This is a genomic window from Salmonella enterica subsp. enterica serovar Typhimurium str. LT2 (assembly GCF_000006945.2).
GTDB lineage: Bacteria > Pseudomonadota > Gammaproteobacteria > Enterobacterales > Enterobacteriaceae > Salmonella > Salmonella enterica.
On sequence record NC_003197.2, the window covers coordinates 2376487 to 2400399 of the forward strand.

A 23913-nucleotide genomic window follows, 5' to 3' on the forward strand; every position below is an offset into this window, starting at 1 on the left:
TGGCGTTTATTGGCGATCGGCTTCAGAGGCGACACAGGGGAGATCGGGGCCTGGCCAGGAAGAGGTTAGAAAATCAATACCTCCCGTGTATACCCGTCATACTTCAAGTTTCATGTGCGTTGGCTGCGAGTTACTCGGCCCATCCCTGGGCCTCGCCCCGTCGCGGTTAGCGCAAGCGCTGTTCAAGACGGTTAACCATTTTATCCTGCAACTCGAATTATTTAGGGGATATGCCGGGAGGCATAAACCATAATCAGTATCACCAGATGCTATTTAATCACATAGGCCAGATATTCTTTCACTACCTCATCGTTTAATTCCTGACCCAATCCGGGCTGTTCCGGCGCGACATAATAGCCATTTTCCGGTTGATAATCGTGGGTACAAAGTTCCCGAATAGATGCTTTCATCGCATTGGTATGATGCTCATGAATAATAAAGTTGGGAATTGCTGTTTCCATATGCAGCGCGGCTACCGTGGAAACAGGACCGCCGCAAACATGCACCTGTACAGTGGTGTCATAAATATTAGCATAGTCACAGATTTTCTTTCCTTCGGTAATTCCGCCGCAGAGACACAAATCAGGTTGCGCTACGGCAATAGACTGCTTCTCCAGTAATTCCCTGTATCCCCATCTTGTGTAGGAACGCTCGCCAGTGGCGATTGGAATCGTTGTTGAACGGGAAACTTTCTGCATATTATCAGAATTTAATGGATGAATCGGTTCTTCATAAAGAAAGATACGATACTTTTCTATCGCCTTCGCAAATTGAATAGCTGAGTTTGTACCGAGAAGAGAATGGATTTCCACGATAATATCAGCATCATCCCCCATTGCTTCACGCATAGCGGCAATTCGCGCTTCCCCCATTTTTAATTGATCGGCCAGTAACAATCCTGAATAGTTACGATTTCTATTCTGAAAAACACAGTCATCGCCATTACGATCGATTTCGAGTGGATCCACTTTAATCGCATCATATCCATCGTCAAGAGCCGCACGCGCCGCCTCAGCATATTCCTCAGGTGTCACTAATATATGGCGTTTATCCCCCCAACCAAATTGTAACTGACTAGCATAGGTTCTTAATTTTTCATTAGTTTTCCCGCCAAGGAGCTGATAAACAGGTACACCTAAATATTTACCTTTGATATCCCAAAGAGCAATATCAATAGCGCTCATTCCGGCATAAAAAACGTTCCCGCCCCCCATCCCCCAAAAAGTCTTTCTGAAAAAGAACTCCCAAATTTTTTCGATATTTAGTGGATCTTCACCCACAATCAATGGCGCCAGATCTCTGATGATCCCTACGCCAGCTTTAGCGCCTGCGCCATAGGCCAGTCCTACTTCGCCAATACCACTTAATCCTGAGTCGGTATTCACCCGGATAAGTACTGGATTATAGGAGGACATCGTTTGATCTCTTTTTTTTAATTCACAGTCAAAAACTTCAATAGACGTAATTTTCATAATTTCTCCATTTATCAGGTTCGTGATACAACATTTGTTTGTTGGCTTTTTTCTTTTTTCACATCAATTTTCATTAACGCCAAAACGGCTACCGCAGCGAAGCAAAGTATTGCCTCTACAATAAATATTCCTGTCGCACCATAATGAGTAGAAACGAATCCCAGTGATTTATTAATCAGGAATCCGCCAAGACTTGAACATGAGTTAATAAACGCAATGCTGATAGCCAACCCTGACGGCGACAATAATGCAGAAGGCAGCGCCCAGTAAGGTCCGTAATAGCTGAGGATCCCAACACCATAGAACGTTAGCCCCAGCATTCTCAGCGACATTGAGGGGACAAGAGCAATCATCAGAAAACCACAGCCTGCCAGAAACATGGGTAATGCAGCATGCCATTTTCGTTCATTCTTTTTATCGGAATGCCAGCCCCACCAGGGCATGCTGAACATAGCGAAAATAAACGGAATACTCATGATTAAACCAACGTCAGTATCCGTAAAATCAGCTGAAAATCCCTTCACCAACCCCGGCAACCAGTAGTTTGCCGCCAGAGCAGCCGCCTGAATCAACATGTAGGCGAAAGAAAGCTGAAGCAAAACTGGATTTTTGATTACGGAAAGAAAGGATGAGTTGGTATTTTTATTTAATGCAGCTGCGGTTTCATTGTCAGTACGTAATTTATTAACTAAGGCCGATATCTGCTGTGGCGTAAGCCATTTAGCCTTTTCTGGACTGTCAGGCAGTAAATAAAATGTCAGGATGCCAAGGAATACGGTAGGGATACCTTCAATAGCAAAAAGCCAGCGCCAGCCTTCATAATCCGGGGTATTCAAATGCTCGATGATCCAACCAGACATCGGTGCAGCCAATACCGATGCAACAGCAATAGATAACATGAAGAAACTATTGACTTTTCCGCGTTCACGAGCCGGGAACCAGCATGCAAGATAATAAACCATGCCCGGGAAAAAGCCAGCTTCAAATACCCCCAAAAAAATGCGAGCCAGCAAAATATGTTGAGTATCTTTAGCAAAAAAAATCAGCCCAGTTACCGCTCCCCAGCCGATAATAATGGAACTAATCCATTTTCTTGCGCCAAGCTTTTGCAAGCCAATGCTACTCGGAATTTGAAAGATTAAATATGATATGAAGAATATAGAAGAAATATTAGCGAAATCCTCAGGCGTAATACCGAGAGATTCATTCATGCGTAATGCAGCAAACCCAATATTGACACGATCCATATAGTTAAAAAAGTAAAGAATAAAGGCCAAAGGAATGATTTTCCTTTTTACAATACGAATTGCATCGTATAAATTTTCTTGTGGACTACTCATTTTGCATCACCTTTTATGATTCAATGAATAAGGGTATTGACCGGAATCGATGTTACGTAAAAAACAATACAATTCAAAAGCTAATGTGTCATATCTGATATATCAGCAAGCAAACTTAATGAAATATACAATAACAACAATAAAGTATGTAAATTTTCTTATATCTGATATATTAGATCCGTTAATTTTGAATAAATTAATTACAATGGAGCCGGGTTTAACCATGGAGGAGAAGAAAATGAAAAATAGATTAAAGCGTGACTTTAGTCACATATCAATTGAAATACCCAAATCCATCACCCAGGTGATTAAAGAGAAAATAAGGGAGATGATTATCCATGGCGATTTCGATCTTGGGCAAGCGATCAGTGAAAATGAACTATCAAATATTCTGATGGTAAGTAAAACACCAATTCGTGAAGCTTTTATTTGGCTGAGCTATAATGAAAACTTAGTCAACATCATTCCCCGCAGTGGGACATTTGTTTTTTCTGTCACCGACGAGGATATCAATGATCTCATCAAAATGAGGGTTATCCTTGAACAGGGCGCAATTCGTGAAGCGATGGAGAAAAATGCTAACAATGTCATAGTCGAATTAAGCAATATTTTATCGAAGTCAGCAAAAATTAATGCAGAGCGAGATACGCAAGCTTACCTCAAACTGGATCATGATTTTCATTATGTTTTTGTGAAATATGCCGATAATAAATACATTTCACAAGCACACCTGTTGATCTCAGCACGTTTATTGGCAATTCGCTACAGACTGGATTTTACCGCTGAATATATCACCAGCTCTAACCGTGGACATGCCACTATTTTGGATATGTTAAAAAACAACAACGTCGAGGGCGTCTGTAATTTTATCACGCACCACATCGGTAGCGGTTTTACAGAACGCGCAAGAAAACTTCTTGCGCTGAAAGCGTAATAAAGACGGCAGTAGATATAACGCAGCGACTTTGCACCTGCTATACTGCCCCGATAGATCAATAGCGGAATCTCATGTACTCATGAACACTGAAAAACCGTCGGTAGCTCACAACGTTGACCATAATGAAATCGCCAAATTCGAAGCCGTCGCGTCGCGCTGGTGGGATCTGGAGGGCGAATTCAAGCCATTGCATCGTATCAACCCCCTACGCCTTGGCTACATTACTGAGCGCTCAGGCGGCCTGTTTGGTAAAAAGGTGCTCGACGTCGGCTGCGGCGGCGGTATTCTGGCGGAGAGCATGGCGCGCGAAGGCGCAACCGTCACCGGGCTGGATATGGGCTTTGAGCCTTTGCAGGTCGCCAAACTGCATGCGCTGGAAAGCGGCATCGAGGTAGAGTACGTGCAGGAGACGGTTGAGGAACATGCGGCAAAACACGCCCAGCAATACGACGTCGTCACCTGTATGGAAATGCTGGAGCACGTTCCCGATCCGCAATCGGTCGTCCACGCCTGCGCCCAACTGGTTAAACCCGGCGGCGAGGTGTTCTTCTCAACGTTGAACCGCAATGGGAAATCCTGGCTGATGGCGGTCGTCGGCGCTGAGTATATTCTGCGCATGGTGCCAAAAGGCACGCACGACGTGAAGAAATTCATTAAGCCTGCTGAACTGTTAAGCTGGGTAGATGAAACCGTCCTGAAAGAGCAACATATCACCGGGCTGCACTACAACCCGATAACCAATACTTTCAAACTCGGTCCCGGAGTAGACGTTAACTACATGTTGCATACCCGCGCTAAAAAAGCCTGACATCAAAGAATTTTCCTATAAGGGTTGCGTTAGATCATCGGGCGCAACCTTTCTCTTCGATGAAGAAATCAGCATTCGATCAAATTTTGATTTTTTTTTATGAATTGTTGACATCCTCTCCAGGCCTTATCAGACGCGCATTTAGCGATTCTTACGCTTTTGCAACCGCAATTTAACGCCAAAATCAACTCTTGTACTCAAAAGAATCCCTACTAGAATACTCACCATATAGCGTTTCACTTATCGATTACCCCCTATATATAGTATTTATCCACAGAGTTAGTCACAACGTGGCGTTGTGGATAAGCGGGGGGATATTTTTCTTTCACGGACAGGTAAACAGGTAGAAAACCACATGAATCAGAGTCTGCTGGTGACAAAGCGTGACGGCCGTACTGAGCGCATCAATCTCGACAAAATTCATCGCGTGCTTGATTGGGCGGCAGAAGGACTGAATAACGTATCGGTTTCTCAGGTCGAGCTACGCTCGCATATTCAGTTTTATGATGGGATTAAGACCTCCGATATCCATGAAACTATTATTAAGGCTGCCGCAGACCTGATCTCTCGCGATGCGCCGGATTATCAATACCTGGCTGCGCGTCTGGCGATTTTCCACCTGCGTAAGAAAGCCTTCGGCCAGTTTGAGCCGCCCGCACTTTACCACCATGTGGTAAAAATGGTTGAGCTTGGCAAATACGACAATCATCTGCTGGAAGACTACACGGAAGAAGAGTTCAAGCAGATGGATTCGTTTATCGTTCACGATCGCGATATGACCTTCTCCTACGCTGCCGTTAAGCAGCTGGAAGGGAAATATCTGGTGCAAAACCGCGTGACCGGCGAAATCTATGAAAGCGCACAGTTCCTCTACATTCTGGTAGCGGCCTGCCTGTTCTCGAACTACCCGCGTGAAACGCGTCTTGACTATGTAAAACGTTTTTACGATGCGGTCTCTACGTTCAAAATTTCGCTGCCGACGCCCATCATGTCCGGTGTGCGTACCCCAACCCGTCAGTTCAGCTCCTGCGTACTGATCGAGTGTGGCGACAGTCTGGATTCCATCAACGCCACCTCCAGCGCGATTGTGAAATACGTTTCTCAGCGCGCCGGTATCGGTATCAACGCTGGCCGCATTCGTGCGCTGGGCAGCCCGATTCGTGGCGGCGAAGCCTTCCACACCGGCTGCATCCCGTTCTACAAGCACTTCCAGACGGCGGTGAAATCCTGTTCGCAGGGCGGCGTGCGCGGCGGCGCGGCAACCCTCTTCTACCCGATGTGGCATCTGGAAGTGGAAAGCCTGCTGGTGCTGAAAAACAACCGCGGCGTGGAAGGCAACCGCGTACGTCACATGGACTACGGCGTACAGATCAACAAACTGATGTATACCCGCCTGCTGAAGGGCGGCGACATTACGCTGTTCAGTCCGTCGGATGTACCCGGGCTATACGATGCGTTCTTCGCCGACCAGGACGAATTCGAACGCCTGTACGTGAAATATGAACACGACGACAGCATCCGCAAACAGCGTGTGAAAGCGGTCGAACTGTTCTCGCTGATGATGCAGGAACGCGCCTCTACCGGTCGTATCTATATCCAGAACGTTGACCACTGCAATACTCACAGTCCGTTCGATCCGGTTGTCGCCCCGGTACGCCAGTCTAACCTGTGTCTGGAGATTGCCCTGCCGACCAAACCGCTGAACGATGTCAACGATGAAAACGGCGAAATTGCGTTGTGTACGCTGTCTGCATTCAACTTGGGTGCCATTAAAACTCTGGACGAGCTGGAAGAACTGGCTATTCTGGCAGTACGCGCTTTGGATGCTCTGCTCGATTATCAGGATTACCCGATTCCGGCTGCCAAACGCGGCGCAATGGGCCGTCGTACGCTGGGCATTGGCGTGATTAACTTCGCCTACTGGCTGGCGAAAAACGGTAAGCGTTATTCCGACGGCAGCGCCAATAATCTGACGCATAAAACCTTCGAAGCCATTCAGTACTATCTGCTTAAAGCGTCCAACGAACTGGCGAAAGAGCAAGGCGCCTGCCCATGGTTCAACGAAACCACCTATGCAAAAGGCATTTTGCCGATCGACACCTACAAAAAAGATCTGGATGCGATTGTCAACGAACCGCTGCACTACGACTGGGAACAGCTGCGTGAGTCGATCAAAACCCACGGTCTGCGTAACTCCACGCTATCGGCGCTAATGCCGTCGGAAACGTCGTCCCAGATCTCCAACGCCACCAACGGCATTGAGCCGCCGCGCGGCTACGTCAGCATCAAGGCCTCGAAAGACGGTATTTTGCGTCAGGTCGTGCCGGATTATGAGCATCTGAAAGACGCTTACGAACTGTTGTGGGAGATGCCGAACAACGACGGTTATCTGCAACTGGTGGGTATCATGCAGAAGTTTATCGATCAGTCGATTTCCGCCAATACCAACTACGATCCGTCACGTTTCCCGTCAGGAAAAGTGCCGATGCAGCAACTGCTGAAAGATTTGCTCACCGCGTATAAGTTTGGCGTGAAAACTCTGTACTATCAAAATACCCGCGACGGCGCGGAAGATGCGCAGGACGATTTGGCGCCTTCTATTCAGGACGATGGCTGCGAAAGCGGCGCTTGTAAGATCTGATGAATAGTGCCGGGTAGCGCTATGCTTACCCGGCCTACGATTGTACGGTTTGTAGGCCGGATAAGGCGCTTGCGCCGCCATCCGGCGCTCATCCCATAAAGGATTCACTTCAATGGCATACACCACTTTTTCACAGACGAAAAACGATCAGCTCAAGGAACCCATGTTCTTTGGCCAGCCGGTCAACGTTGCACGCTATGACCAGCAGAAATATGACATCTTCGAAAAACTGATCGAAAAACAGCTCTCTTTCTTCTGGCGTCCGGAAGAGGTCGACGTCTCCCGCGATCGTATCGATTATCAGGCGTTGCCGGAGCACGAAAAACATATCTTCATCAGCAACCTCAAATACCAGACGCTGCTGGATTCCATTCAGGGACGTAGCCCGAACGTCGCCCTGCTGCCGCTCATTTCCATCCCGGAGCTGGAGACGTGGGTAGAGACCTGGGCGTTTTCTGAGACGATTCACTCACGATCCTACACCCACATTATTCGTAACATCGTCAACGATCCGGCTGTCGTTTTTGACGATATCGTGACCAATGAGCAAATTCAGAAGCGCGCCGAAGGTATCTCCGCCTACTACGACGAACTTATTGAGATGACCAGTTACTGGCACCTGCTCGGTGAAGGCACCCATACCGTTAATGGCAAAACGGTTGTCGTGAATCTGCGTGAGCTGAAGAAAAAACTGTATCTGTGCCTGATGAGCGTGAACGCGCTGGAAGCCATCCGCTTCTACGTCAGCTTCGCCTGCTCTTTCGCATTTGCCGAGCGTGAACTGATGGAAGGCAACGCCAAAATTATCCGTCTGATCGCCCGTGACGAAGCTCTGCATCTGACCGGCACGCAACATATGCTGAACCTGTTGCGTAGCGGCGTGGACGACCCGGAGATGGCGGAAATCGCCGAAGAGTGTAAACAGGAATGTTATGACCTGTTCGTGCAGGCGGCGCAGCAGGAAAAAGAGTGGGCAGACTATCTGTTCCGCGACGGTTCGATGATCGGCCTGAATAAAGATATCCTGTGTCAATACGTTGAATATATTACTAATATTCGTATGCAGGCGGTGGGGCTGGATCTACCGTTCCAGACCCGCTCCAACCCAATCCCGTGGATCAATACCTGGCTGGTGTCCGATAACGTTCAGGTCGCTCCACAGGAAGTAGAAGTTAGCTCTTATCTGGTCGGACAAATCGATTCGGAAGTCGATACCGACGATCTGAGTAATTTCCAGCTCTGATGGGACGCGTCACGCTGCGTATCACTGGCACACAGCTGCTGTGCCAGGATGAACACCCTTCTCTGCTGGCCGCGCTGGAATCGCATAACGTTGAGGTGGAGTATCAGTGCCGCGAAGGTTATTGCGGCTCCTGTCGTACCCGGCTGGTTGCCGGTCAGGTTGACTGGATTACGGAACCTTTAGCGTTTATCCAGCCGGGAGAGATTTTGCCCTGCTGCTGCAGGGCAAAAGGCGATATCGAAATCGAGATGTAACTCAGTGCAACTCGCTGGTGGAAACCAACGGCATCACGCCACGTTTTTTCATCTGCACGGCATACAGTGCGCCAGCGAGTACCACCAACACCGCGCCAGCGACATAAATCATACGATAGCCAACTGACTCAACCATCATTCCCATGATAAAGGCGCCAATCGCCATTCCGGCGTCCATCGCGTTAAAGAACAGTGAATTCGCCACACCGATTTTATGCGGTTCAACCGAGCTGATAATTTGCGTCTGGAAGACCGGCGTGACCGAACCGTAGCCGATACCGATGAGACCACCGGAAATAATCATCATGATGCTGCCATTGGTGTAGCCCAGCGCCACCAGACCGATGGTAAAAGCCAACAGACATGGATAAACAACATATTTCGGCCCTTTTTTATCACAAATATTCCCGGTGAAGGTACGGCATATCATCAGTAAAATCGCGTAGCACAGCAGGAAATTACTGGCCGCCGCCATTAAATCCAGCTCACGCGCATACAGCGCCAGGAAAGCCGACACGCCGGCATAGGAGAAAGTCATAAAAAAGGTGACCAGCGCAAAAGGCAAGGCGGCGCGGTCAAACATCGCGGAAAAACCCAGATTCGGTTTCGAACCATCGGCATGACGAATTACCGGAGGAACCGTCACAATCAGGGAAAGCACAATCCCTAACGCCGCTACAGCGGAACAAAGCCAGAATGCGGCAGTGAACGCGTCCCAGCGGGCCATATTCAAACCGATCCACGGTCCTACGACCATCGCCAGGCCCATCGCTAAAGAGAAAAAGCTGATGCCCTCTCCACGTCGGGAGGCCGGAATTAACCGCGCTGAAATAGTTCCTTTTACCGTGGTAATAACACCAAACGTAATCCCATGAAGTACGCGGATAAAGAGCAGCGACTCGATAGAATGGCAAACCGGATACAGCGCGGTAATCACCAAAAAAGCCAGAGAAGAGAGCACCAGAATCTTTTTATTCGAATATTTTCCCACCCATTGTCCGGCAAATGGCCGAATAACAATTGCCGCGGCCAGGAAACATGTCACTAACAGCCCGGCCTTATCTGCAGAAGCATGCAGGCGGTCAGCGATATAAATGGGTAATAAAGTTAGCAGTACATAAAAAACAAAAAAGATAATAAAACTGACTATGGTGATTGCCCAAAAATCTTTCGTCCATAATTTTTCTTTCATTCTTAACGACCCGCTCAGATGGCGCACGCAGGCAACGCTCAGCTCAACTGAACACCTATCAGGTGCGTCAAAATGTGATGTATTCGATAGAATCACAGTATAAACAAGTGCACTCTATTAGAAAAATTAATCGTTTTAATTATATTGATTAGGTTTTACTAATGACACTAACCCAAATCCACGCCCTGCTTGCCGTACTGGAGTACGGCGGATTTACCGAGGCCAGCAAACGGCTATACATGACGCAATCCGCCGTCAGCCAGGCCATCTCCGCGCTTGAGGAGGAGCTCGGCGTTGACATATTGATTCGTGAGCGTCGTAAAGAGATCGAGCTTACCGCCGCCGGTAGCCGCATCGTCAGGCACTTACGCGCGATCCAGCGCGACGTCAACGCGGTAAAAGAGATTGCCGAACAAGAAAAAAAGAACCCGGCCCGTACGCTACGGATTGGCTGTTTTCCCAGCGCCTGCGCCTGCATTTTACCCGGCGTCATTCGCTATTTTGAAAGCCATCATCCAAATGTAAAAATTATCCCTTATGAAGAGAACAGTACGGCTATTATTGATTCGCTGCAGGACGGAAGTATTGATGCCGGTTTCGTTCCTTTTCCGGTCAACGGTATGTATTGCGTCCCCATTTACCGGGATAAATTCACCGTAGTGGTGCCTGAAAATCATCCCCTGGCGGCCAATAGTACGGTAACGGTCGAAGAACTGATGGACGAACCACTTATTGTCAGTAAAGGTCGTTATGAATTAAGCATTATGGCGTTGTTTAAAGAAAAGGGTATTGAGCCGATATTTAAATATGAATTTAACCATCCCGATACTGCGCTGAATTTTATTCGCCAGGGATTAGGTATCGCCTTATTGCCAGAATTAACCTTAAAAGCCACGACAGGAAAATTATGCTCCGTGGCGCTGGAACCCACCTTTTATCGACAAATTTCCCTGTTAGCAAAAGAACCGCCGGTAGAAGGAAGTCCGCTATTTTTATTACAAAAATGTATGGAAACACTGACCGATGAGGGGTTGCTATAAAACAACCCCGCCTGATGGCATTGCGTTTACCAGACTTACGCTGGCAAACGTTGCGCCAGGCCGGATGAGGCGTTTATGCCCTCATCCGGCGCGTCACTTCGACTATGGCAAACCTTTAGTCATTTTTTTGCAGGAACATGACCGCCTTATCCGGGAAGTCAGTGAACAGCCCGTCGACGCCCGCCTTGTTATACAGGATGTCGTACAACTGATTGACGTCTGTGGCATAGTCCGGCAATTGATCGGCACGCACAGTGTAAGGATGCACTACCATCTTATTCTGATGCGCGTCTTGCACCATTCCAGTCAGCTTGATATTCCCTTTCGTTGAGCCTTCCGCAACCAGCATATGGTAATCCGGACCAATACCGTCCGCATATTCCGCCACCTGCTTCATAGCGCCCGGCTTAAACATCCAGTCGTAGTTGTAATTTACCCAACGACCGTCCGGCTGTTTCTGCTGTGTTTCATTCCAGTCGGTATACGCAATAAGTTGAACCAGATTGAGATCCATCCCCATTTTGGGTTCCAGTTCATTCTTAATACGTTTCAGCTCAGCGACATCAAAACACTGCAAATAGACATTGTCCTGCTTGCCGGTGTAACCATACTTCTTCAGCACTTCCAGCGTTTTCGCGGCAATATCTTTCCCTTCCTGATGATGGAACCACGGCGCTTTAATTTCCGGATAAATACCGATATTTTTACCGGTAGAGTGATTTAATCCCTGAACGAATTCAATTTCCTCTTCAAAGGTATGAATGCGGAAATCAGATTTTCCCATCGGGAAACGGCCCGGATAAGTTTGTACTTTTTTGCCGTTTTCAATATCAAACCCTTCGGTAAACTTCAGGGATTTAATTTCATCCAGCGTAAAATCGATAGCGTAATAGCGCCCATCTTTACGCGCCCGGTCCGGAAAACGGTCAGCGACGTCAGTCACCCGGTCAAGGTAGTGGTCATGGAGGACGACCAGATGGTCGTCCTTTGTCATCACTAAATCCTGTTCCAGATAATCTGCCCCTTGCGCATACGCCATCGCTTTCGCCGGTAGCGTATGCTCCGGCAGATAACCGCTGGCACCACGGTGGGCGATAACGACTTTTTCAGCCGCCACGGCGCCGCTTCCGATGGTCATTCCTGCCAACATTAACGCCACGCTAAGGTTTTTCAGTGTGGTTTTCATGTTATTAGCCTCCGTTGCGTTTTAACTGCAGCTCATCATGATGGCGTTTTTCACCAATCATCACGACCACCAGCAGGATTACCGCCAGAATGCTGCCGCCAATCATCACCATAAAGCCGCCATCCCAACCGAAGAAGTCAACGGTATAACCCACAATGGCGCTTGCAGCGACAGAACCGCCCAGGTAACCAAACAGACCGGTAAAGCCCGCCGCCGTACCCGCCGCTTTTTTCGGCGCCAGTTCCAGCGCGTGCAGACCGATCAACATTACCGGGCCGTAGATCAGGAAGCCGATGATAATCATACAAGCCATATCAACGTTCGGGTTCCCTGCTGGGTTCATCCAGTAAACGATGGTCGCGATAGTCACCAGGGTCATAAAGAACACGCCGGTCGCGCCACGGTTGCCGCGGAAGACTTTATCCGACATCCAGCCACACAGCAGCGTGCCCGGAATACCCGCGTATTCATACAGGAAGTAGGCCCAGGAGGATTTATCCAGTGCGAAATGCTTCACTTCTTTCAGGTAGGTCGGCGACCAGTCGAGAATACCGTAGCGCAGCAGATAAACAAACACGTTGGCGATAGCGATGTACCACAACAGTTTGTTTGGCAGTACGTACTGCATGAAGATCTGCTTCGCAGTCAGCTCTTCTTCCGCTTTTTCGTTGTAGTCGTCCGGATAGTCGTTTTTATACTCTTCGATAGGCGGCAGACCGCAGGATTGCGGCGTATCGCGCATCATTGCGAAAGCGAACAGCGCCACCACAATCGCGCCAAAGGCTGGCATATAGAGCGCCGCTTTCCAGTCGTTAAACCAAGCCATCCCCAGCAGGAACAGCAGTGGCGGGATCCCGCCGCCGACGTTATGCGCGCAGTTCCAGACCGACACAATGCCGCCGCGCTCTTTCTGCGACCACCAGTGAACCATCGTACGACCGCACGGCGGCCACCCCATCCCCTGGAACCAGCCGCAAAGGAACAACAGTACAAACATCACGGCGATGCTGGATGTCGCCCACGGCACAAAGCCCATAAACAACATGACTGCTGCGGCCAGAATCAACCCTGCCGGCAGAAAAACGCGCGGATTCGAGCGATCGGACACCGAACCCATTATAAATTTCGAAAAACCATAAGCGATGGAAATCCCGGACAGCGCAAAGCCCAGATCGCCGCGTGAAAAACCCTGTTCTACCAGGTAGGGCATCGCGAGGGCAAAGTTCTTGCGCACCAGATAATACGCGGCATAGCCAAAGAATATCCCCAGGAAAATCTGCCAGCGTAATCGGCGATAGGTCGGATCAATCTCCGCCGCTGGCAAGCGCGCTTTATGCGGCGCTGGTTTAAAAATACTCAACATATTGTAGCCTCCGTGGCCCATATTTTATTTAGAGGTAAACACCGCAGTTCGTTCAAACAACCCCGCTGCTCCCAGTGTGGCCGCGATGTTAAGTAAAGATACGTCACGTTAATGTGAATTACAGCACATATTGTTACAGATTTATGACTAATGTTCAGAAAGGCGCACGAAATCACGTTTCATTTTCGAATAGTGAGCGATTATGCGCGAAATCAAACATTCCATATGATTTGTATGGCTAAATGATAAAAAACGAACTGTGAGGAAAAACAATGAAAACTCGCGACTCGCAAACAAGTGACGTGATTATCATTGGCGGTGGAGCAACAGGCGCAGGGATCGCCCGCGACTGCGCGCTGCGCGGTTTACGTGTCATTCTGGTGGAGCGGCATGATATAGCGACCGGCGCGACCGGGCGTAACCACGGGCTGCTGCACAGCGGCGCTCGTTATGCGGTTACCGACGCGGAATCCGCGCGCGAGTGCATTAGTGAAAACCAGATTTTAAAACGGATCGCCCGCCATTGCGTCGAACCGACGGATGGTCTGTTTATTACGTTGCCGGAAGATGATCTTGCGTTTCAGGCCACCTTTATTCGCGCCTGTGAAGCGGCAGGCATTCGCGCTGAAGCCATCGATCCGCAGCAGGCTCGCATCATCGAACCTTCCGTTAACCCTGCGCTCATCGGTGCGGTAAAAGTGCCGGATGGCACCGTGGACCCTTTCCGCCTTACCGCCGCCAATATGTTGGATGCCAGAGAACATGGCGCAATCGTGTTAACGGCGCATGAAGTGACCGGGCTCATTCGTGAAGGCGCAACGGTCTGCGGCGTCCATGTGCGCAACCATCTCACTGGCGAAACTCAGACGCTTCACGCGCCGGTGGTGGTCAATGCGGCAGGTATCTGGGGGCAACGGATCGCCGAATACGCCGACCTGAGTATTCGCATGTTCCCGGCGAAAGGCTCGCTGTTGATCATGGACCATCGGATCAACCAGCATGTCATTAACCGCTGCCGGAAACCATCGGATGCCGACATTCTGGTACCTGGCGATACGATTTCACTGATCGGCACCACCTCTACCCATATTGATTACAATGAGATAGACAGCAACCGCGTCACCGCAGATGAAGTCGATATCCTGCTGCGTGAAGGGGAAAAACTGGCCCCTGTCATGGCGAAGACGCGTATTCTGCGCGCGTATTCCGGCGTCCGCCCGCTGGTGGCCAGCGATGACGATCCCAGCGGTCGTAACGTCAGCCGCGGTATTGTGTTGTTCGACCACGCCGAACGCGACGGGCTTGATGGCTTCATTACCATTACCGGCGGGAAGCTAATGACTTACCGCCTGATGGCGGAATGGGCGACCGATGCCGTGTGCCGCAAGTTGGGCAATACTCGCCCCTGCATCACGGCGGATACGCCGTTGCCTGGCTCAAAAGAGTCTACGGAACATACGCTGAAACGCATTATCTCGCTTCCCGCGCCGCTACGCGGATCGGCGGTTTATCGGCATGGCGATCGCACGCCGGGGTGGCTGAGTGAAGGCCGCCAACACCGTAGCCTGGTCTGTGAATGCGAGGCCGTCACGGCGGGGGAAGTGCAGTATGCCGTCGAAAACTTAACCGTGAATAGCCTGCTGGATCTGCGCCGTCGCACCCGCGTAGGGATGGGCACTTGCCAGGGCGAACTGTGCGCCTGCCGCGCGGCCGGGCTATTGCAGCGTTTTAATGTGACGACCGCGGCGCAATCTATTACGCAACTCTCTGAATTTCTGAATGAGCGCTGGAAAGGCGTACAACCTGTCGCCTGGGGAGACGCGCTGCGCGAAAGCGAATTCACGCGCTGGGTTTATCAGGGATTATGCGGTCTGGAGAAGGAGCACCAGGATGAAATTTGATACGGTTATTATGGGCGGCGGTCTCGCCGGTTTGCTATGCGGACTGCAACTCCAGCAGCATGGATTACGCTGCGCCATCGTCACCCGCGGACAAAGCGCGCTGCATTTTTCCTCCGGCTCGCTGGATCTACTCAGCGCCCTGCCCGACGGCCAACCGGTGACTGACATTACCGCCGGGCTTGATGCGCTGTGCCGCCAGGCGCCTGAACATCCTTATTCGCGTTTAGGCGCGCAAAAAGTCCTTACGCTGGCGCAACAGGCGCAAACGCTACTTAACGCCAGCGGCGCGCAGTTATACGGTGACGTACAGCAGGCGCACCAGCGTGTCACGCCGCTTGGCACATTGCGTTCAACCTGGCTTAGCTCGCCGGAAGTACCGGTCTGGCCCTTATCCGCACAGCGAATTTGCGTCGTCGGCGTTAGCGGATTACTGGATTTCCAGGCGCACCTTGCGGCAGCGTCGCTGCGCCAACGCGACCTCAACGTGGAAACTGCAGAAATCGACCTTCCGGAACTGGACGTACTGCGTGATAACCCGACGGAATTTCGCGCGGTCAATATTGCGCGTCTGCTTGATAACGAAGAAAAATGGCCACTGCTGTACGACGCGCTGTCGCCAATAGCGACAAACTGCGACATGATCATCATGCCCGCCTGTTTCGGGCTGGCGAACGATACGCTGTGGCGCTGGCTTAACGAACGTCTGCCCTGCGCGCTCACGCTGCTGCCGACGCTGCCGCCATCGGTGCTCGGTATTCGTCTGCACAATCAGCTCCAGCGCCAGTTTGTCCGTCAGGGCGGCATCTGGATGCCGGGCGATGAAGTGAAGAAAGTCACCTGCCGTCGCGGTACCGTGAGCGAAATATGGACCCGCAACCATGCCGATATCCCACTGCGCCCGCGTTTTGCCGTACTTGCCAGCGGTAGCTTCTTTAGTAGCGGTCTGGTTGCCGAGCGCGAAGGGATCCGCGAACCTATTTTAGGGCTCGACGTACAGCAAACGGCCACCCGCGCCGAATGGTATCAACAACATTTCTTCGACCCACAGCCCTGGCAGCAGTTTGGCGTCGTGACGGATGACGCTTTCCGCCCCTCCCTTGCGGGCAACACGGTAGAAAATCTGTATGCAATAGGTTCTGTGCTGGCGGGATTCGATCCTATAGCTGAGGGATGCGGCGGCGGCGTCTGCGCAGTCAGCGCCCTCCAGGCCGCGCACCATATCGCTGAGCGTGCAGGAGAACAGCAATGAGCGACACACGTTTTGAAAGTTGTATAAAATGTACGGTGTGCACCACCGCGTGCCCGGTCAGCCGCGTTAATCCTGGCTACCCTGGCCCTAAACAGGCCGGACCGGATGGCGAACGCCTGCGTCTGAAAGACGGCGCGCTGTATGATGAGGCGCTGAAATATTGCATTAACTGCAAACGGTGTGAGGTCGCCTGTCCGTCGGACGTGAAGATTGGCGATATCATCCAGCGCGCCCGCGCGAAATACGATACGACGCGCCCGTCATTGCGTAACTTTATTCTCAGCCATACCGATCTGATGGGCAGCGTTTCAACGCCGTTCGCGCCGGTGGTCAATACCGCCACCGCATTAAAGCCAGTGCGCCAGTTGCTTGATTACGCGCTCAAAATCGATCATCGCCGCACCTTACCAAAATACTCTTTCGGCACCTTCCGCCGCTGGTATCGTAGCGTGGCGGCGCAGCAGGCTAAATACAAAGATCAGGTCGCCTTTTTCCATGGCTGTTTTGTGAATTACAACCATCCGCAGCTCGGAAAAGATCTGATTAAGGTGCTGAACGCAATGGGTACTGGCGTACAGTTACTGAGTAAAGAGAAGTGTTGCGGCGTACCGCTGATCGCTAACGGTTTTACGGATAAAGCTCGCAAACAGGCTATCAGCAATGTGGAGTCGCTACGCGAGGCGATTGCCGTCAAAGGTATTCCGGTCATCGCCACGTCATCCACCTGTACGTTTGCGTTGCGCGATGAATATCCTGAAGTGCTGGACGTGGACAACGCCGGGCTGCGCGAACATATCGAGCTGGCCACCCGCTGGCTATGGCGCAAACTGGATGCAGGGAAAACGCTGCCGCTTAATCCTTTGCCGCTGAAAGTGGTCTACCATACGCCGTGTCATATGGAAAAAATGGGCTGGACGCTTTACACGCTTGAACTGTTGCGGCAAATTCCGGGGCTTGAATTGACGGTACTTGATTCACAGTGCTGCGGCATTGCCGGTACGTATGGATTTAAAAAGGAAAACTATCCGACATCACAGTCCATCGGCGCGCCGCTGTTCCGCCAGATTGAAGAGAGCGGCGCCGACATTGTCGTCACCGATTGTGAAACCTGTAAGTGGCAAATTGAGATGTCTACAAGCAAACGCTGCGAACACCCCATTACGCTACTGGCCCAGGCGCTCGGCTAAGTAAAAAGCGCCGGAGCCCCTCCGGCGCCATTACCCTACTCACCAGGGACGATTTTCCATCAGACATATACCCTTCATACTTCAAGTTGCTTATGTGTTGGCTACGGATTATTTTGGGTATAAACGCGGATGTCTCTTTGCAATAACCTGCCCTATTTGGTTAACCATGACCGCTAACCCACGGTGGCATGACAGATAACGACGTTACTGTTTATAGAGCAATATCTCTTGTATCGACGCGTTACCAGCCACCTTTAAAGAGGGGGATAACTGAATATCCCCAATAATAATTGAGTGTTATGTGAATAATAAGAAAATCAGGTCTATGCCTGATTTAATATATCCCCCGCTAATAATAATATTTTTACAAATAATTATACATTACATCATATTCGCTACTTTCACTTACCAGGAAACAGAGCAAAATGAATATATGTGTAAATTCACTTTACCGATTGAGCATACCGCAATTTCACAGCTTATATACAGAAGAGGTGAGCGATGAGGCGCTTACATTGTTGTTTAGCGCCGTAGAGAACGGTGATCAGAATTGTATTGATCTGTTATGCAATCTTGCGTTACGCAACGATGACCTGGGGCATAGAGTTGAGAAATTTCTTTTTGATCTCTTTAGCGGGAAAAGAACGGGATCATCAGATATAGACAAAAAAATCAATCAGGCTTGCCTTGTATTACATCAAATCGCCAATAACGATATAACAAAAGATAATACTGAGTGGAAAAAGCTACATGCCCCTTCCAGATTACTTTATATGGCAGGTTCCGCGACAACCGACCTTTCTAAAAAAATAGGAATAGCACATAAAATTATGGGCGACCAGTTCGCTCAGACAGATCAAGAACAGGTAGGAGTTGAAAATCTTTGGTGTGGTGCGCGAATGTTGTCGTCAGATGAGCTAGCAGCTGCAACGCAAGGTCTGGTTCAAGAATCACCTCTTCTCTCGGTAAACTATCCTATTGGGCTGATTCATCCTACCACCAAAGAAAATATATTAAGCACTCAGCTACTTGAAAAGATTGCTCAATCAGGATTATCTCACAATGAAGTCTTCCTGGTAAATACAGGAGATCACTGGCTTCTCTGTTTATTTTATAAACTTGCAGAAAAAATAAAATGCCTTATATTTAATACTTATTATGATTTAAATGAAAATACTAAGCAAGAGATTATAGAAGCAGCAAAAATTGCAGGCATATCAGAAAGCGATGAGGTTAATTTTATTGAAATGAATTTACAGAACAATGTACCCAACGGCTGTGGTCTATTTTGTTACCATACAATTCAACTCTTATCGAATGCCGGACAAAACGATCCTGCTACCACACTACGAGAATTTGCGGAAAATTTCTTAACGCTTTCAGTAGAGGAACAAGCACTATTTAACACCCAAACCCGGCGGCAAATATATGAATACAGTCTCCAGTAATGGTGAGTACTTAGAGCCTATCCCATTAGGCTCTTATCCTGAAATGATGCTCTGCGAAGAATTTATAAGTATATAAGGGTGGGAAGGCCAGGCCTTCCCACTAAAAGTTCTATGCCGTCAATGATTCAACCACGTCTATCCAGCCATGCTCGCTGGTAATGTCCTCGCCATTAAGCCAACGGCGCAGCATATTTAGCGCCATCACCGCACAAACCTCCTGACGTATTGCCAGACTATACCGATAGGCGCTAAAACGCATGCGTAAGGCATACGTGCCATCCGGCATTTTTCTCAATAACTACGTTTTGCCGTGCTTACTGACTGAACAGATTTAAACATCGCCAACCTGCTGTCCAGCGCCTCGGTGTAGAGCATCGTATCTACCCCGACCGCGACAAAATTCGCGCCCCACGCCAGACATTTCTGCGCCATTGCCGGATCGACCGCCAAAAAACCCGCCGCTTTTCCGGCGGCGCGAATACGATAAATACACGCTTCAATGATTCGCTGCACTTCCGGGTGTCCGGCATTATCGGGGTAACCCAATGAAGCAGAGAGATCTGCCGGACCGATAAAGACGCCATCAATGCCTTCAACCTCCAGAATCGCGTCAAGGTTTTCCAGCGCCACTTTGCTTTCAACCTGCACCAACAGGCAGAGCGACTCATTGGCCTGTGCCATATAGTTGTCGATTCTCCCCCAGCGCGCCGCACGCGCCACGCTCGCGCCAACGCCTCGTTGCCCCAACGGCGGGTATCGGGTAGCGGAAACGACCTGGCGCGCCTGTTCTGCGGTGTCAACCATCGGGATCAGTAGCGTTTGCGCCCCGATGTCCAGTACCTGTTTAATGAGCGCTTTACTTCCCTCGATCGGGCGAATCACCGGCTGGCTGGCGTATGGGGCGATGGCCTGTAACTGATGATACAAGTCCTGCACCGTATTAGGCGCGTGCTCGCCATCTATTAACAACCAGTCATAACCCGACGTCGCCGCAATCTCCGCCATATAAGAGGTGGTTGAACTGAGCCACAAACCAATTTGCGTATCCCCTTTACGTAATCCTTCTTTAAAAGGATTTGATAACAATGCGTTCATAGCGATCCTTACAACGTAGATAAGATTAATGATGCGCAGCGCCGGATTGCGCCACCGGACGATTAACGCTCAGCGTGAAGATAATTAATGAGCCAATGATGGCGACTCCGGCCAGCGTCAGCAGGCCCGCCGCATCGCTGGCAAACAACGTTTCCGCTTTTACGCGCAGAATTGGGGCAATAAAACCGCCCACAGCGCCAAACAGATTAACGAAACCAATTCCTGCCGCCAGAGCCGTACCGGAAAGTAGCTGCGTTGGCATGGTCCAGAATACGGGCTGAACGGCAATAAATCCTACTGCTGCAACACAGAGCGCCAGAATAGCGAGCACCGGAGAAACCAGACCTGACAGGCCAATGCCAATGCCCGCAGCCAGTAGCGTCACTGCCGCAACGTTACGGCGATCGCCGGTACGGTCGGAGTAGCGAGGAATAAGCCATGTGCCAAGCAAAGCCGCCACCCAGGGAACCGCTGTTACCACCGAAGCGGTAAAGCCCACTTTAGTGCCCAATAGCGCGGCAACCTGGGTCGGCAGGAAAAAGATGAGTCCGTATACCGCCACCTGAATCGTCAGATAAATAATAGCCAGTTGCCAGACGCGTCCATTACGCAGCGCATCCGCAAGCCTTGACGTGACCTTTTTCTCTTCTTCGCTCGCCAGTTGCCTGATAAGCGCGTTCTTTTCTTCCAGGCTAAGAAAACGCGCCTGCTGCGGAGTGTCATCAAGCCAGAAAAAGGTGAATATCCCTGCGCCAATCGCCAGTAGGCCTTCGATAACGAACATCCAGAACCATCCCGGGTGCCCCATAAAACCATGCATCTCCAGCAGAGCGCCGGAGAGCGGCGAACCCAACGTTAACGCCAGCGGCGCCCCCATATAAAATAGCCCCATAATGCTGGCACGGTTACGCTGCGGGAACCATTGTGAAGTTAGATAGATCATGCCGGGGAAAAATCCAGCCTCCGCCGCGCCCAATAGCGTGCGGATTATCAGAAATTTTGCTTCACTATCCGCCCAGGCCATCGCAGCAGAGAGAAAGCCCCACAGCAGGGTAGTCGTGCCGATCCAGGTTCTTGCGCCAAATTTGCGCATCAGCAGGTTAGCCGGTACGCCAAGGAAAGCGTAAACCACAAAGAAAATACCGGCCCCTAGCGCGTAGGCTTCATTACTTAGCCCGGTATCTATCTGATAGGTCTCTTTGGCAAAACCAATATTTGAACGATCCAGAAACGCCAGTACATACAGCGCCAACATAAAAGGAATTAAACGTGCGCGGTTTTTCTTCACTACGCCGTCAAGTAAAGTGATGCTCATAGCAATATCCTCAACAGGATGAGGGCGTTGCCGTACAAAGGCAACGCACGAGTTATTAGTGGCTATAAGGGCGTTTCAAGTGACAGTCACGGTTAAGCTCGACGCCGAAGCCCGGCTTATCCAGCACTGATTTATGGATGCGTCCATTCACCGGCACCGGCTCATCCAGGAGAATCGGGTCAAATTGCGGACGCAGAGTGGAGCAGTCCGGGCTGGTCATCAGGAACTCGCTGAAAGGGGTATTAGTGAAAGTAATAACTGCATGGTGCGAATAGACAGACGAACCGTGCGGCACCACCAGTTGCCCGCGCGATTTGGCAAGCGCGGCGATCTCAACCAGCGTGGTTAATCCGCCGCACCAGCCAACATCCGGCTGCATAATATCAATGCCGGTTTCTGCCAGAGTGCGGAAGGATTGCAGCGTACCATGGTGTTCGCCGCTGGTAACCATCATCCCTGCAGGCGCGTTGCGTTTTAATTCGCGATAGCCTTCATACTGCTGCGGCGGCAGACACTCTTCAATCCATTTGAGATTAAATGGCGCACAGGCGTGAGCCAGTTTAGTCGCATAGTTCACATCCTGACTCATCCAGCAGTCGAGCATCAGCCAGAAATCCGGCCCGCACTTTTCACGCATATCCGCCACCATCGCGGCATCTTTACGGATCCCCGCATCACCATCGTGCGGTCCCCAGTGAGTCGGCATTTTACCGCCGATAAAGCCCATTTCTTTAGCCAGATCCGGGCGTGCGCCGGTGGCGTAAAACTGAATTTCATCGCGCACCGCTCCGCCCAGCAATTTATAAACCGGCAGCCCAACCACCTTGCCAAACAAATCCCACAACGCCAGATCCACACAGGAAATCGTGTTCATCACCAGACCGCCGGAACCGGAGTAGTACATGGTCGCGCCGAGCATCTGATCGTGAATAAGTTTGATATCGCTTACGCATTTGCCTTCAATAAACCGGTTAAGATGTTTTTCTACGATAAAACAGCCCATCTCCCCTGCTGTCGAAACGGCGAACCCCGTCTGCCTATTTTCCGCCTCTACTTCGACAATCAGCGTCCCTAACACGTTGATCCCAAAAGACTGACGAGACTGCTCATAGTCGCGATATTTGCTCATGGGAGTGGCGATATGGTCATCAATCCAGTGATTTCCTCCCTGGTCGTGATAATCCCCGCCGCCAGCCCCTTTCTCTGCGGTAGCGCCCCCAATAAACCAGGCTCGAACGTGTTTAATTTTAGGAAGAGTCATAATATTCTCCATTTTAAGATGCGAGTGAGTCGAAGGGACTTTTCCATCCCAACAGGCGTGAAATATCTTTGGCACAGGCAATAGCTTTACCGGCCAAATAATCTAGATTCTCTTCGTTGATTTGCAGGCGCGTGCCGACCACTGAAATTGCCGCGGTCAGTTCGTTTCTGGCATTAAATACCGGTGCGGCAACGCAGCGGACATCCGGATAATCCTCCCCGTTATCAAAGCTCCATCCTCGCTGGCGAATGCGCTCCAGCTCATCATTCAATTGTTGCGGCTCGGTGATGGTGGTCAGCGTGGCTCGCTCCCATACCAGTTGTTCAATAATGGCTTTGCGTACGGCGGCCGGCTGCCATGCCAGCAGGCATTTGCCGATGCCGGAACGATAAAGAGAGAGGCTTTTCCCCTCATGCGAGCGCACGCTGATAGTGGATGAGGATTCCACTTTCAGTATGTAATACGCATTTTCGTGGTCGATGATCCCCAAGTGACACAGCAGCCCGGTTTCATCCATCAGTTGTGTTAGACGAGGACGCGCCAGCTCCCGCAGATCCATCTTGCTGAGCGCATGACCCGACAATTCAACGAGCTTAGTCCACAGGCAGTAGTTATCCTGATGATCGAGGCTAATAAATCGCTGACGTTTTAATTCATTCAACAGCAGGTACGCGGTGCTTTTTGGAATACGCAGCGTTTCAATAATGATTGCCGCGCTGCATGGGCCAATACGCGCGATCAAATTGAGGATGTCGATTGCGCGAGTAAGAGCCGGGACTTTACTTGATTCCAACATATTGGACTCCAGTCTGAGACACTGGAATCAGTGTGAAAGGTCAGTAGGGAAAAAATTGTGAAGCGCGTCAAAGCTTATCCGCCTTCCAACGGAGTGGAAGGGTTAACCATATAAATGTGAATTAACGCACGTATTACTTTGTATTCAGTACAATTGGCTGGACAAAAAAGCAGATGATATTGCCG

20 protein-coding genes and 43 other annotated features are annotated in these 23913 nt (G+C 50.2%); of the genes, 10 read left to right on the forward strand and 10 right to left on the reverse strand.

Going from position 1 to position 23913, the window contains the following annotated elements:
• Nucleotides 1-42: 42 nt before the first annotated feature.
• Nucleotides 43-49: a protein binding site (putative binding site for CspA, RegulonDB: STMS1H000125), on the reverse strand.
• 220 nt (nt 50-269) lie between these two features.
• Nucleotides 270-1478 (reverse strand): putative dehydratase protein gene (locus tag STM2273; RefSeq protein ID NP_461215.1). Within the gene, nt 270-1472 belong to an annotated coding region; the region does not span the whole gene.
• Nucleotides 1473-1478, reverse strand: a ribosome-binding site (putative RBS for STM2273; RegulonDB:STMS1H002408). Its footprint overlaps the gene before it by 6 nt.
• Before the next feature lie 8 nt (nt 1479-1486).
• The gene (locus tag STM2274; RefSeq protein NP_461216.1) for a putative permease occupies nt 1487-2818 on the reverse strand. Within the gene, nt 1487-2812 belong to an annotated coding region; the region does not span the whole gene.
• Nucleotides 2813-2818, reverse strand: a ribosome-binding site (putative RBS for STM2274; RegulonDB:STMS1H002409). It overlaps the preceding gene by 6 nt.
• A gap of 37 nt (nt 2819-2855) precedes the next feature.
• Nucleotides 2856-2861 (forward strand) — a ribosome-binding site (putative RBS for STM2275; RegulonDB:STMS1H002410).
• On the opposite strand from STM2274, the gene STM2275 reads away from it, so the two are divergent.
• The 5 genes from STM2275 to yfaE all read left to right on the forward strand — a co-directional run bounded on the left by STM2275 (nt 2856) and on the right by yfaE (nt 8695).
• Nucleotides 2856-3746, forward strand: a protein-coding gene (locus tag STM2275) for a putative gntR family regulatory protein (protein NP_461217.3). Within the gene, nt 2862-3746 belong to an annotated coding region; the region does not span the whole gene. It overlaps the preceding feature by 6 nt.
• Nucleotides 3733-3741 (forward strand) — a -35 signal (putative -35_signal for ubiG; RegulonDB:STMLTH004533). Its footprint overlaps the gene before it by 9 nt.
• Nucleotides 3733-4557, forward strand: a protein-coding gene (gene ubiG / locus STM2276; RefSeq protein NP_461218.1) for a 2-octaprenyl-6-hydroxy phenol methylase. Within the gene, nt 3829-4557 belong to an annotated coding region; the region does not span the whole gene. The genes STM2275 and ubiG overlap by 14 nt, the downstream gene beginning before the upstream one ends.
• Nucleotides 3761-3769, forward strand: a -10 signal (putative -10_signal for ubiG; RegulonDB:STMLTH004533). It overlaps the preceding gene by 9 nt.
• Nucleotides 3811-3816, forward strand: a ribosome-binding site (putative RBS for ubiG; RegulonDB:STMS1H002411).
• Before the next feature lie 77 nt (nt 4558-4634).
• Nucleotides 4635-4651, forward strand: a protein binding site (putative binding site for FIS, RegulonDB: STMS1H000143).
• A 101-nt stretch (nt 4652-4752) separates the two neighbouring features.
• Nucleotides 4753-4763: a protein binding site (putative binding site for DnaA, RegulonDB: STMS1H000136), on the forward strand.
• 13 nt (nt 4764-4776) lie between these two features.
• Nucleotides 4777-4787: a protein binding site (putative binding site for DnaA, RegulonDB: STMS1H000135), on the forward strand.
• 3 nt (nt 4788-4790) lie between these two features.
• Nucleotides 4791-4799: a -35 signal (putative -35_signal for nrdA; RegulonDB:STMLTH004534), on the forward strand.
• The gene (gene nrdA / locus STM2277) for a ribonucleoside diphosphate reductase 1, alpha subunit (protein ID NP_461219.1) occupies nt 4791-7198 on the forward strand. Within the gene, nt 4913-7198 belong to an annotated coding region; the region does not span the whole gene. It overlaps the preceding feature by 9 nt.
• Nucleotides 4815-4823, forward strand: a -10 signal (putative -10_signal for nrdA; RegulonDB:STMLTH004534). (Overlaps the previous gene by 9 nt.)
• Nucleotides 4898-4903, forward strand: a ribosome-binding site (putative RBS for nrdA; RegulonDB:STMS1H002412).
• 98 nt (nt 7199-7296) lie before the next feature.
• Nucleotides 7297-7302: a ribosome-binding site (putative RBS for nrdB; RegulonDB:STMS1H002413), on the forward strand.
• The gene (nrdB, locus tag STM2278; protein NP_461220.1) for a ribonucleoside-diphosphate reductase 1, beta subunit occupies nt 7297-8441 on the forward strand. Within the gene, nt 7311-8441 belong to an annotated coding region; the region does not span the whole gene. It overlaps the preceding feature by 6 nt.
• The gene (yfaE, locus tag STM2279) at nt 8441-8695 is read left to right on the forward strand and encodes a putative ferredoxin (RefSeq protein ID NP_461221.1); all 255 of its coding nucleotides are present in this window, start codon (nt 8441-8443) and stop codon (nt 8693-8695) included. Before nrdB ends, yfaE begins: the two co-directional genes overlap by 1 nt.
• A 1-nt stretch (nt 8696) precedes the next feature.
• On the opposite strand, the gene STM2280 is transcribed toward yfaE, so the two are convergent.
• Nucleotides 8697-9891 (reverse strand): putative permease gene (locus tag STM2280; RefSeq protein NP_461222.1). Within the gene, nt 8697-9887 belong to an annotated coding region; the region does not span the whole gene.
• Nucleotides 9886-9891 (reverse strand) — a ribosome-binding site (putative RBS for STM2280; RegulonDB:STMS1H002414). (Overlaps the previous gene by 6 nt.)
• Nucleotides 9892-10043: 152 nt before the next feature.
• Nucleotides 10044-10049, forward strand: a ribosome-binding site (putative RBS for STM2281; RegulonDB:STMS1H002415).
• Here STM2280 and STM2281 point away from each other — a divergent pair.
• Nucleotides 10044-10927, forward strand: a protein-coding gene (locus STM2281; RefSeq protein ID NP_461223.1) for a putative LysR family transcriptional regulator. Within the gene, nt 10049-10927 belong to an annotated coding region; the region does not span the whole gene. Its footprint overlaps the feature before it by 6 nt.
• Before the next feature lie 115 nt (nt 10928-11042).
• On the opposite strand, the gene glpQ is transcribed toward STM2281, so the two are convergent.
• Together glpQ and glpT are read right to left on the reverse strand one after the other, a co-directional pair.
• The gene (glpQ, locus tag STM2282; RefSeq protein NP_461224.1) for a periplasmic glycerophosphodiester phosphodiesterase occupies nt 11043-12128 on the reverse strand. Within the gene, nt 11043-12113 belong to an annotated coding region; the region does not span the whole gene.
• Nucleotides 12118-13596, reverse strand: a protein-coding gene (gene glpT / locus STM2283; RefSeq protein NP_461225.1) for an MFS family, sn-glycerol-3-phosphate transport protein. Within the gene, nt 12118-13476 belong to an annotated coding region; the region does not span the whole gene. The genes glpQ and glpT overlap by 11 nt, the downstream gene beginning before the upstream one ends.
• Nucleotides 12123-12128, reverse strand: a ribosome-binding site (putative RBS for glpQ; RegulonDB:STMS1H002416). It overlaps the preceding gene by 6 nt.
• Nucleotides 13485-13490 (reverse strand) — a ribosome-binding site (putative RBS for glpT; RegulonDB:STMS1H002417).
• Nucleotides 13569-13577 (reverse strand) — a -10 signal (putative -10_signal for glpT; RegulonDB:STMLTH004535).
• Nucleotides 13577-13585: a -35 signal (putative -35_signal for glpA; RegulonDB:STMLTH004536), on the forward strand. Its footprint overlaps the feature before it by 1 nt.
• On the opposite strand from glpT, the gene glpA reads away from it, so the two are divergent.
• The 4 genes from glpA (at nt 13577) to STM2287 (ending at nt 19261) form a co-directional block, all read left to right on the forward strand.
• Nucleotides 13577-15377 (forward strand): sn-glycerol-3-phosphate dehydrogenase (anaerobic), large subunit gene (gene glpA, locus STM2284; protein NP_461226.1). Within the gene, nt 13749-15377 belong to an annotated coding region; the region does not span the whole gene. The genes glpT and glpA overlap by 20 nt on opposite strands.
• Nucleotides 13585-13605 (reverse strand) — a protein binding site (putative binding site for GlpR, RegulonDB: STMS1H000215). (Overlaps the previous gene by 21 nt.)
• Nucleotides 13585-13605, reverse strand: a protein binding site (putative binding site for CRP, RegulonDB: STMS1H000080). It overlaps the preceding feature by 21 nt.
• Nucleotides 13588-13596, reverse strand: a -35 signal (putative -35_signal for glpT; RegulonDB:STMLTH004535). (Overlaps the previous feature by 9 nt.)
• Nucleotides 13601-13609 (forward strand) — a -10 signal (putative -10_signal for glpA; RegulonDB:STMLTH004536).
• Nucleotides 13610-13642 (reverse strand) — a protein binding site (putative binding site for GlpR, RegulonDB: STMS1H000213).
• Nucleotides 13625-13649, forward strand: a protein binding site (putative binding site for FNR, RegulonDB: STMS1H000163). (Overlaps the previous feature by 18 nt.)
• Nucleotides 13627-13647, forward strand: a protein binding site (putative binding site for GlpR, RegulonDB: STMS1H000203). (Overlaps the previous feature by 21 nt.)
• Nucleotides 13633-13653, reverse strand: a protein binding site (putative binding site for CRP, RegulonDB: STMS1H000105). (Overlaps the previous feature by 15 nt.)
• Nucleotides 13637-13657: a protein binding site (putative binding site for CRP, RegulonDB: STMS1H000106), on the forward strand. (Overlaps the previous feature by 17 nt.)
• Nucleotides 13655-13677, reverse strand: a protein binding site (putative binding site for GlpR, RegulonDB: STMS1H000212). (Overlaps the previous feature by 3 nt.)
• Nucleotides 13661-13696, reverse strand: a protein binding site (putative binding site for GlpR, RegulonDB: STMS1H000209). It overlaps the preceding feature by 17 nt.
• Nucleotides 13669-13689: a protein binding site (putative binding site for GlpR, RegulonDB: STMS1H000205), on the forward strand. (Overlaps the previous feature by 21 nt.)
• Nucleotides 13679-13699 (forward strand) — a protein binding site (putative binding site for GlpR, RegulonDB: STMS1H000211). (Overlaps the previous feature by 11 nt.)
• Nucleotides 13715-13737: a protein binding site (putative binding site for GlpR, RegulonDB: STMS1H000214), on the reverse strand.
• Nucleotides 13719-13739 (forward strand) — a protein binding site (putative binding site for GlpR, RegulonDB: STMS1H000210). It overlaps the preceding feature by 19 nt.
• Nucleotides 13738-13743, forward strand: a ribosome-binding site (putative RBS for glpA; RegulonDB:STMS1H002418). (Overlaps the previous feature by 2 nt.)
• Nucleotides 15354-15359: a ribosome-binding site (putative RBS for glpB; RegulonDB:STMS1H002419), on the forward strand.
• Nucleotides 15354-16626, forward strand: a protein-coding gene (glpB, locus tag STM2285) for a sn-glycerol-3-phosphate dehydrogenase (anaerobic), membrane anchor subunit (protein ID NP_461227.1). Within the gene, nt 15367-16626 belong to an annotated coding region; the region does not span the whole gene. The genes glpA and glpB overlap by 24 nt, the downstream gene beginning before the upstream one ends.
• Nucleotides 16610-16615: a ribosome-binding site (putative RBS for glpC; RegulonDB:STMS1H002420), on the forward strand. (Overlaps the previous gene by 6 nt.)
• The gene (gene glpC, locus STM2286; protein ID NP_461228.1) for a sn-glycerol-3-phosphate dehydrogenase (anaerobic), K-small subunit occupies nt 16610-17813 on the forward strand. Within the gene, nt 16623-17813 belong to an annotated coding region; the region does not span the whole gene. Before glpB ends, glpC begins: the two co-directional genes overlap by 17 nt.
• 486 nt (nt 17814-18299) lie before the next feature.
• Nucleotides 18300-18305: a ribosome-binding site (putative RBS for STM2287; RegulonDB:STMS1H002421), on the forward strand.
• Nucleotides 18300-19261 (forward strand): putative cytoplasmic protein gene (locus STM2287; RefSeq protein NP_461229.3). Within the gene, nt 18308-19261 belong to an annotated coding region; the region does not span the whole gene. Its footprint overlaps the feature before it by 6 nt.
• Before the next feature lie 109 nt (nt 19262-19370).
• Here STM2287 and STM2288 read toward each other — a convergent pair.
• The 5 genes from STM2288 to yfaX form a co-directional block, all read right to left on the reverse strand.
• Nucleotides 19371-19551, reverse strand: a protein-coding gene (locus tag STM2288) for a putative cytoplasmic protein (protein ID NP_461230.1). Within the gene, nt 19371-19547 belong to an annotated coding region; the region does not span the whole gene.
• Nucleotides 19546-19551: a ribosome-binding site (putative RBS for STM2288; RegulonDB:STMS1H002422), on the reverse strand. It overlaps the preceding gene by 6 nt.
• A 1-nt stretch (nt 19552) precedes the next feature.
• Nucleotides 19553-20366, reverse strand: a protein-coding gene (locus STM2289; RefSeq protein NP_461231.1) for a putative 2,4-dihydoxyhept-2-ene-1,7-dioic acid aldolase. Within the gene, nt 19553-20356 belong to an annotated coding region; the region does not span the whole gene.
• Nucleotides 20361-20366 (reverse strand) — a ribosome-binding site (putative RBS for STM2289; RegulonDB:STMS1H002423). It overlaps the preceding gene by 6 nt.
• Nucleotides 20367-20381: 15 nt before the next feature.
• The gene (gene yfaV / locus STM2290; protein ID NP_461232.1) for a putative MFS family transport protein occupies nt 20382-21683 on the reverse strand. Within the gene, nt 20382-21671 belong to an annotated coding region; the region does not span the whole gene.
• Nucleotides 21678-21683: a ribosome-binding site (putative RBS for yfaV; RegulonDB:STMS1H002424), on the reverse strand. (Overlaps the previous gene by 6 nt.)
• 43 nt (nt 21684-21726) lie before the next feature.
• Nucleotides 21727-22944 (reverse strand): putative galactonate dehydratase, encoded by a 1218-nt coding sequence (gene yfaW, locus STM2291; RefSeq protein ID NP_461233.1) that lies wholly within the window; start codon nt 22942-22944, stop codon nt 21727-21729.
• A 1-nt stretch (nt 22945) separates the two neighbouring features.
• Nucleotides 22946-23740 (reverse strand): putative transcriptional regulator gene (gene yfaX, locus STM2292; RefSeq protein NP_461234.1). Within the gene, nt 22946-23728 belong to an annotated coding region; the region does not span the whole gene.
• Nucleotides 23735-23740, reverse strand: a ribosome-binding site (putative RBS for yfaX; RegulonDB:STMS1H002425). Its footprint overlaps the gene before it by 6 nt.
• Nucleotides 23741-23913 lie beyond the last annotated feature (173 nt).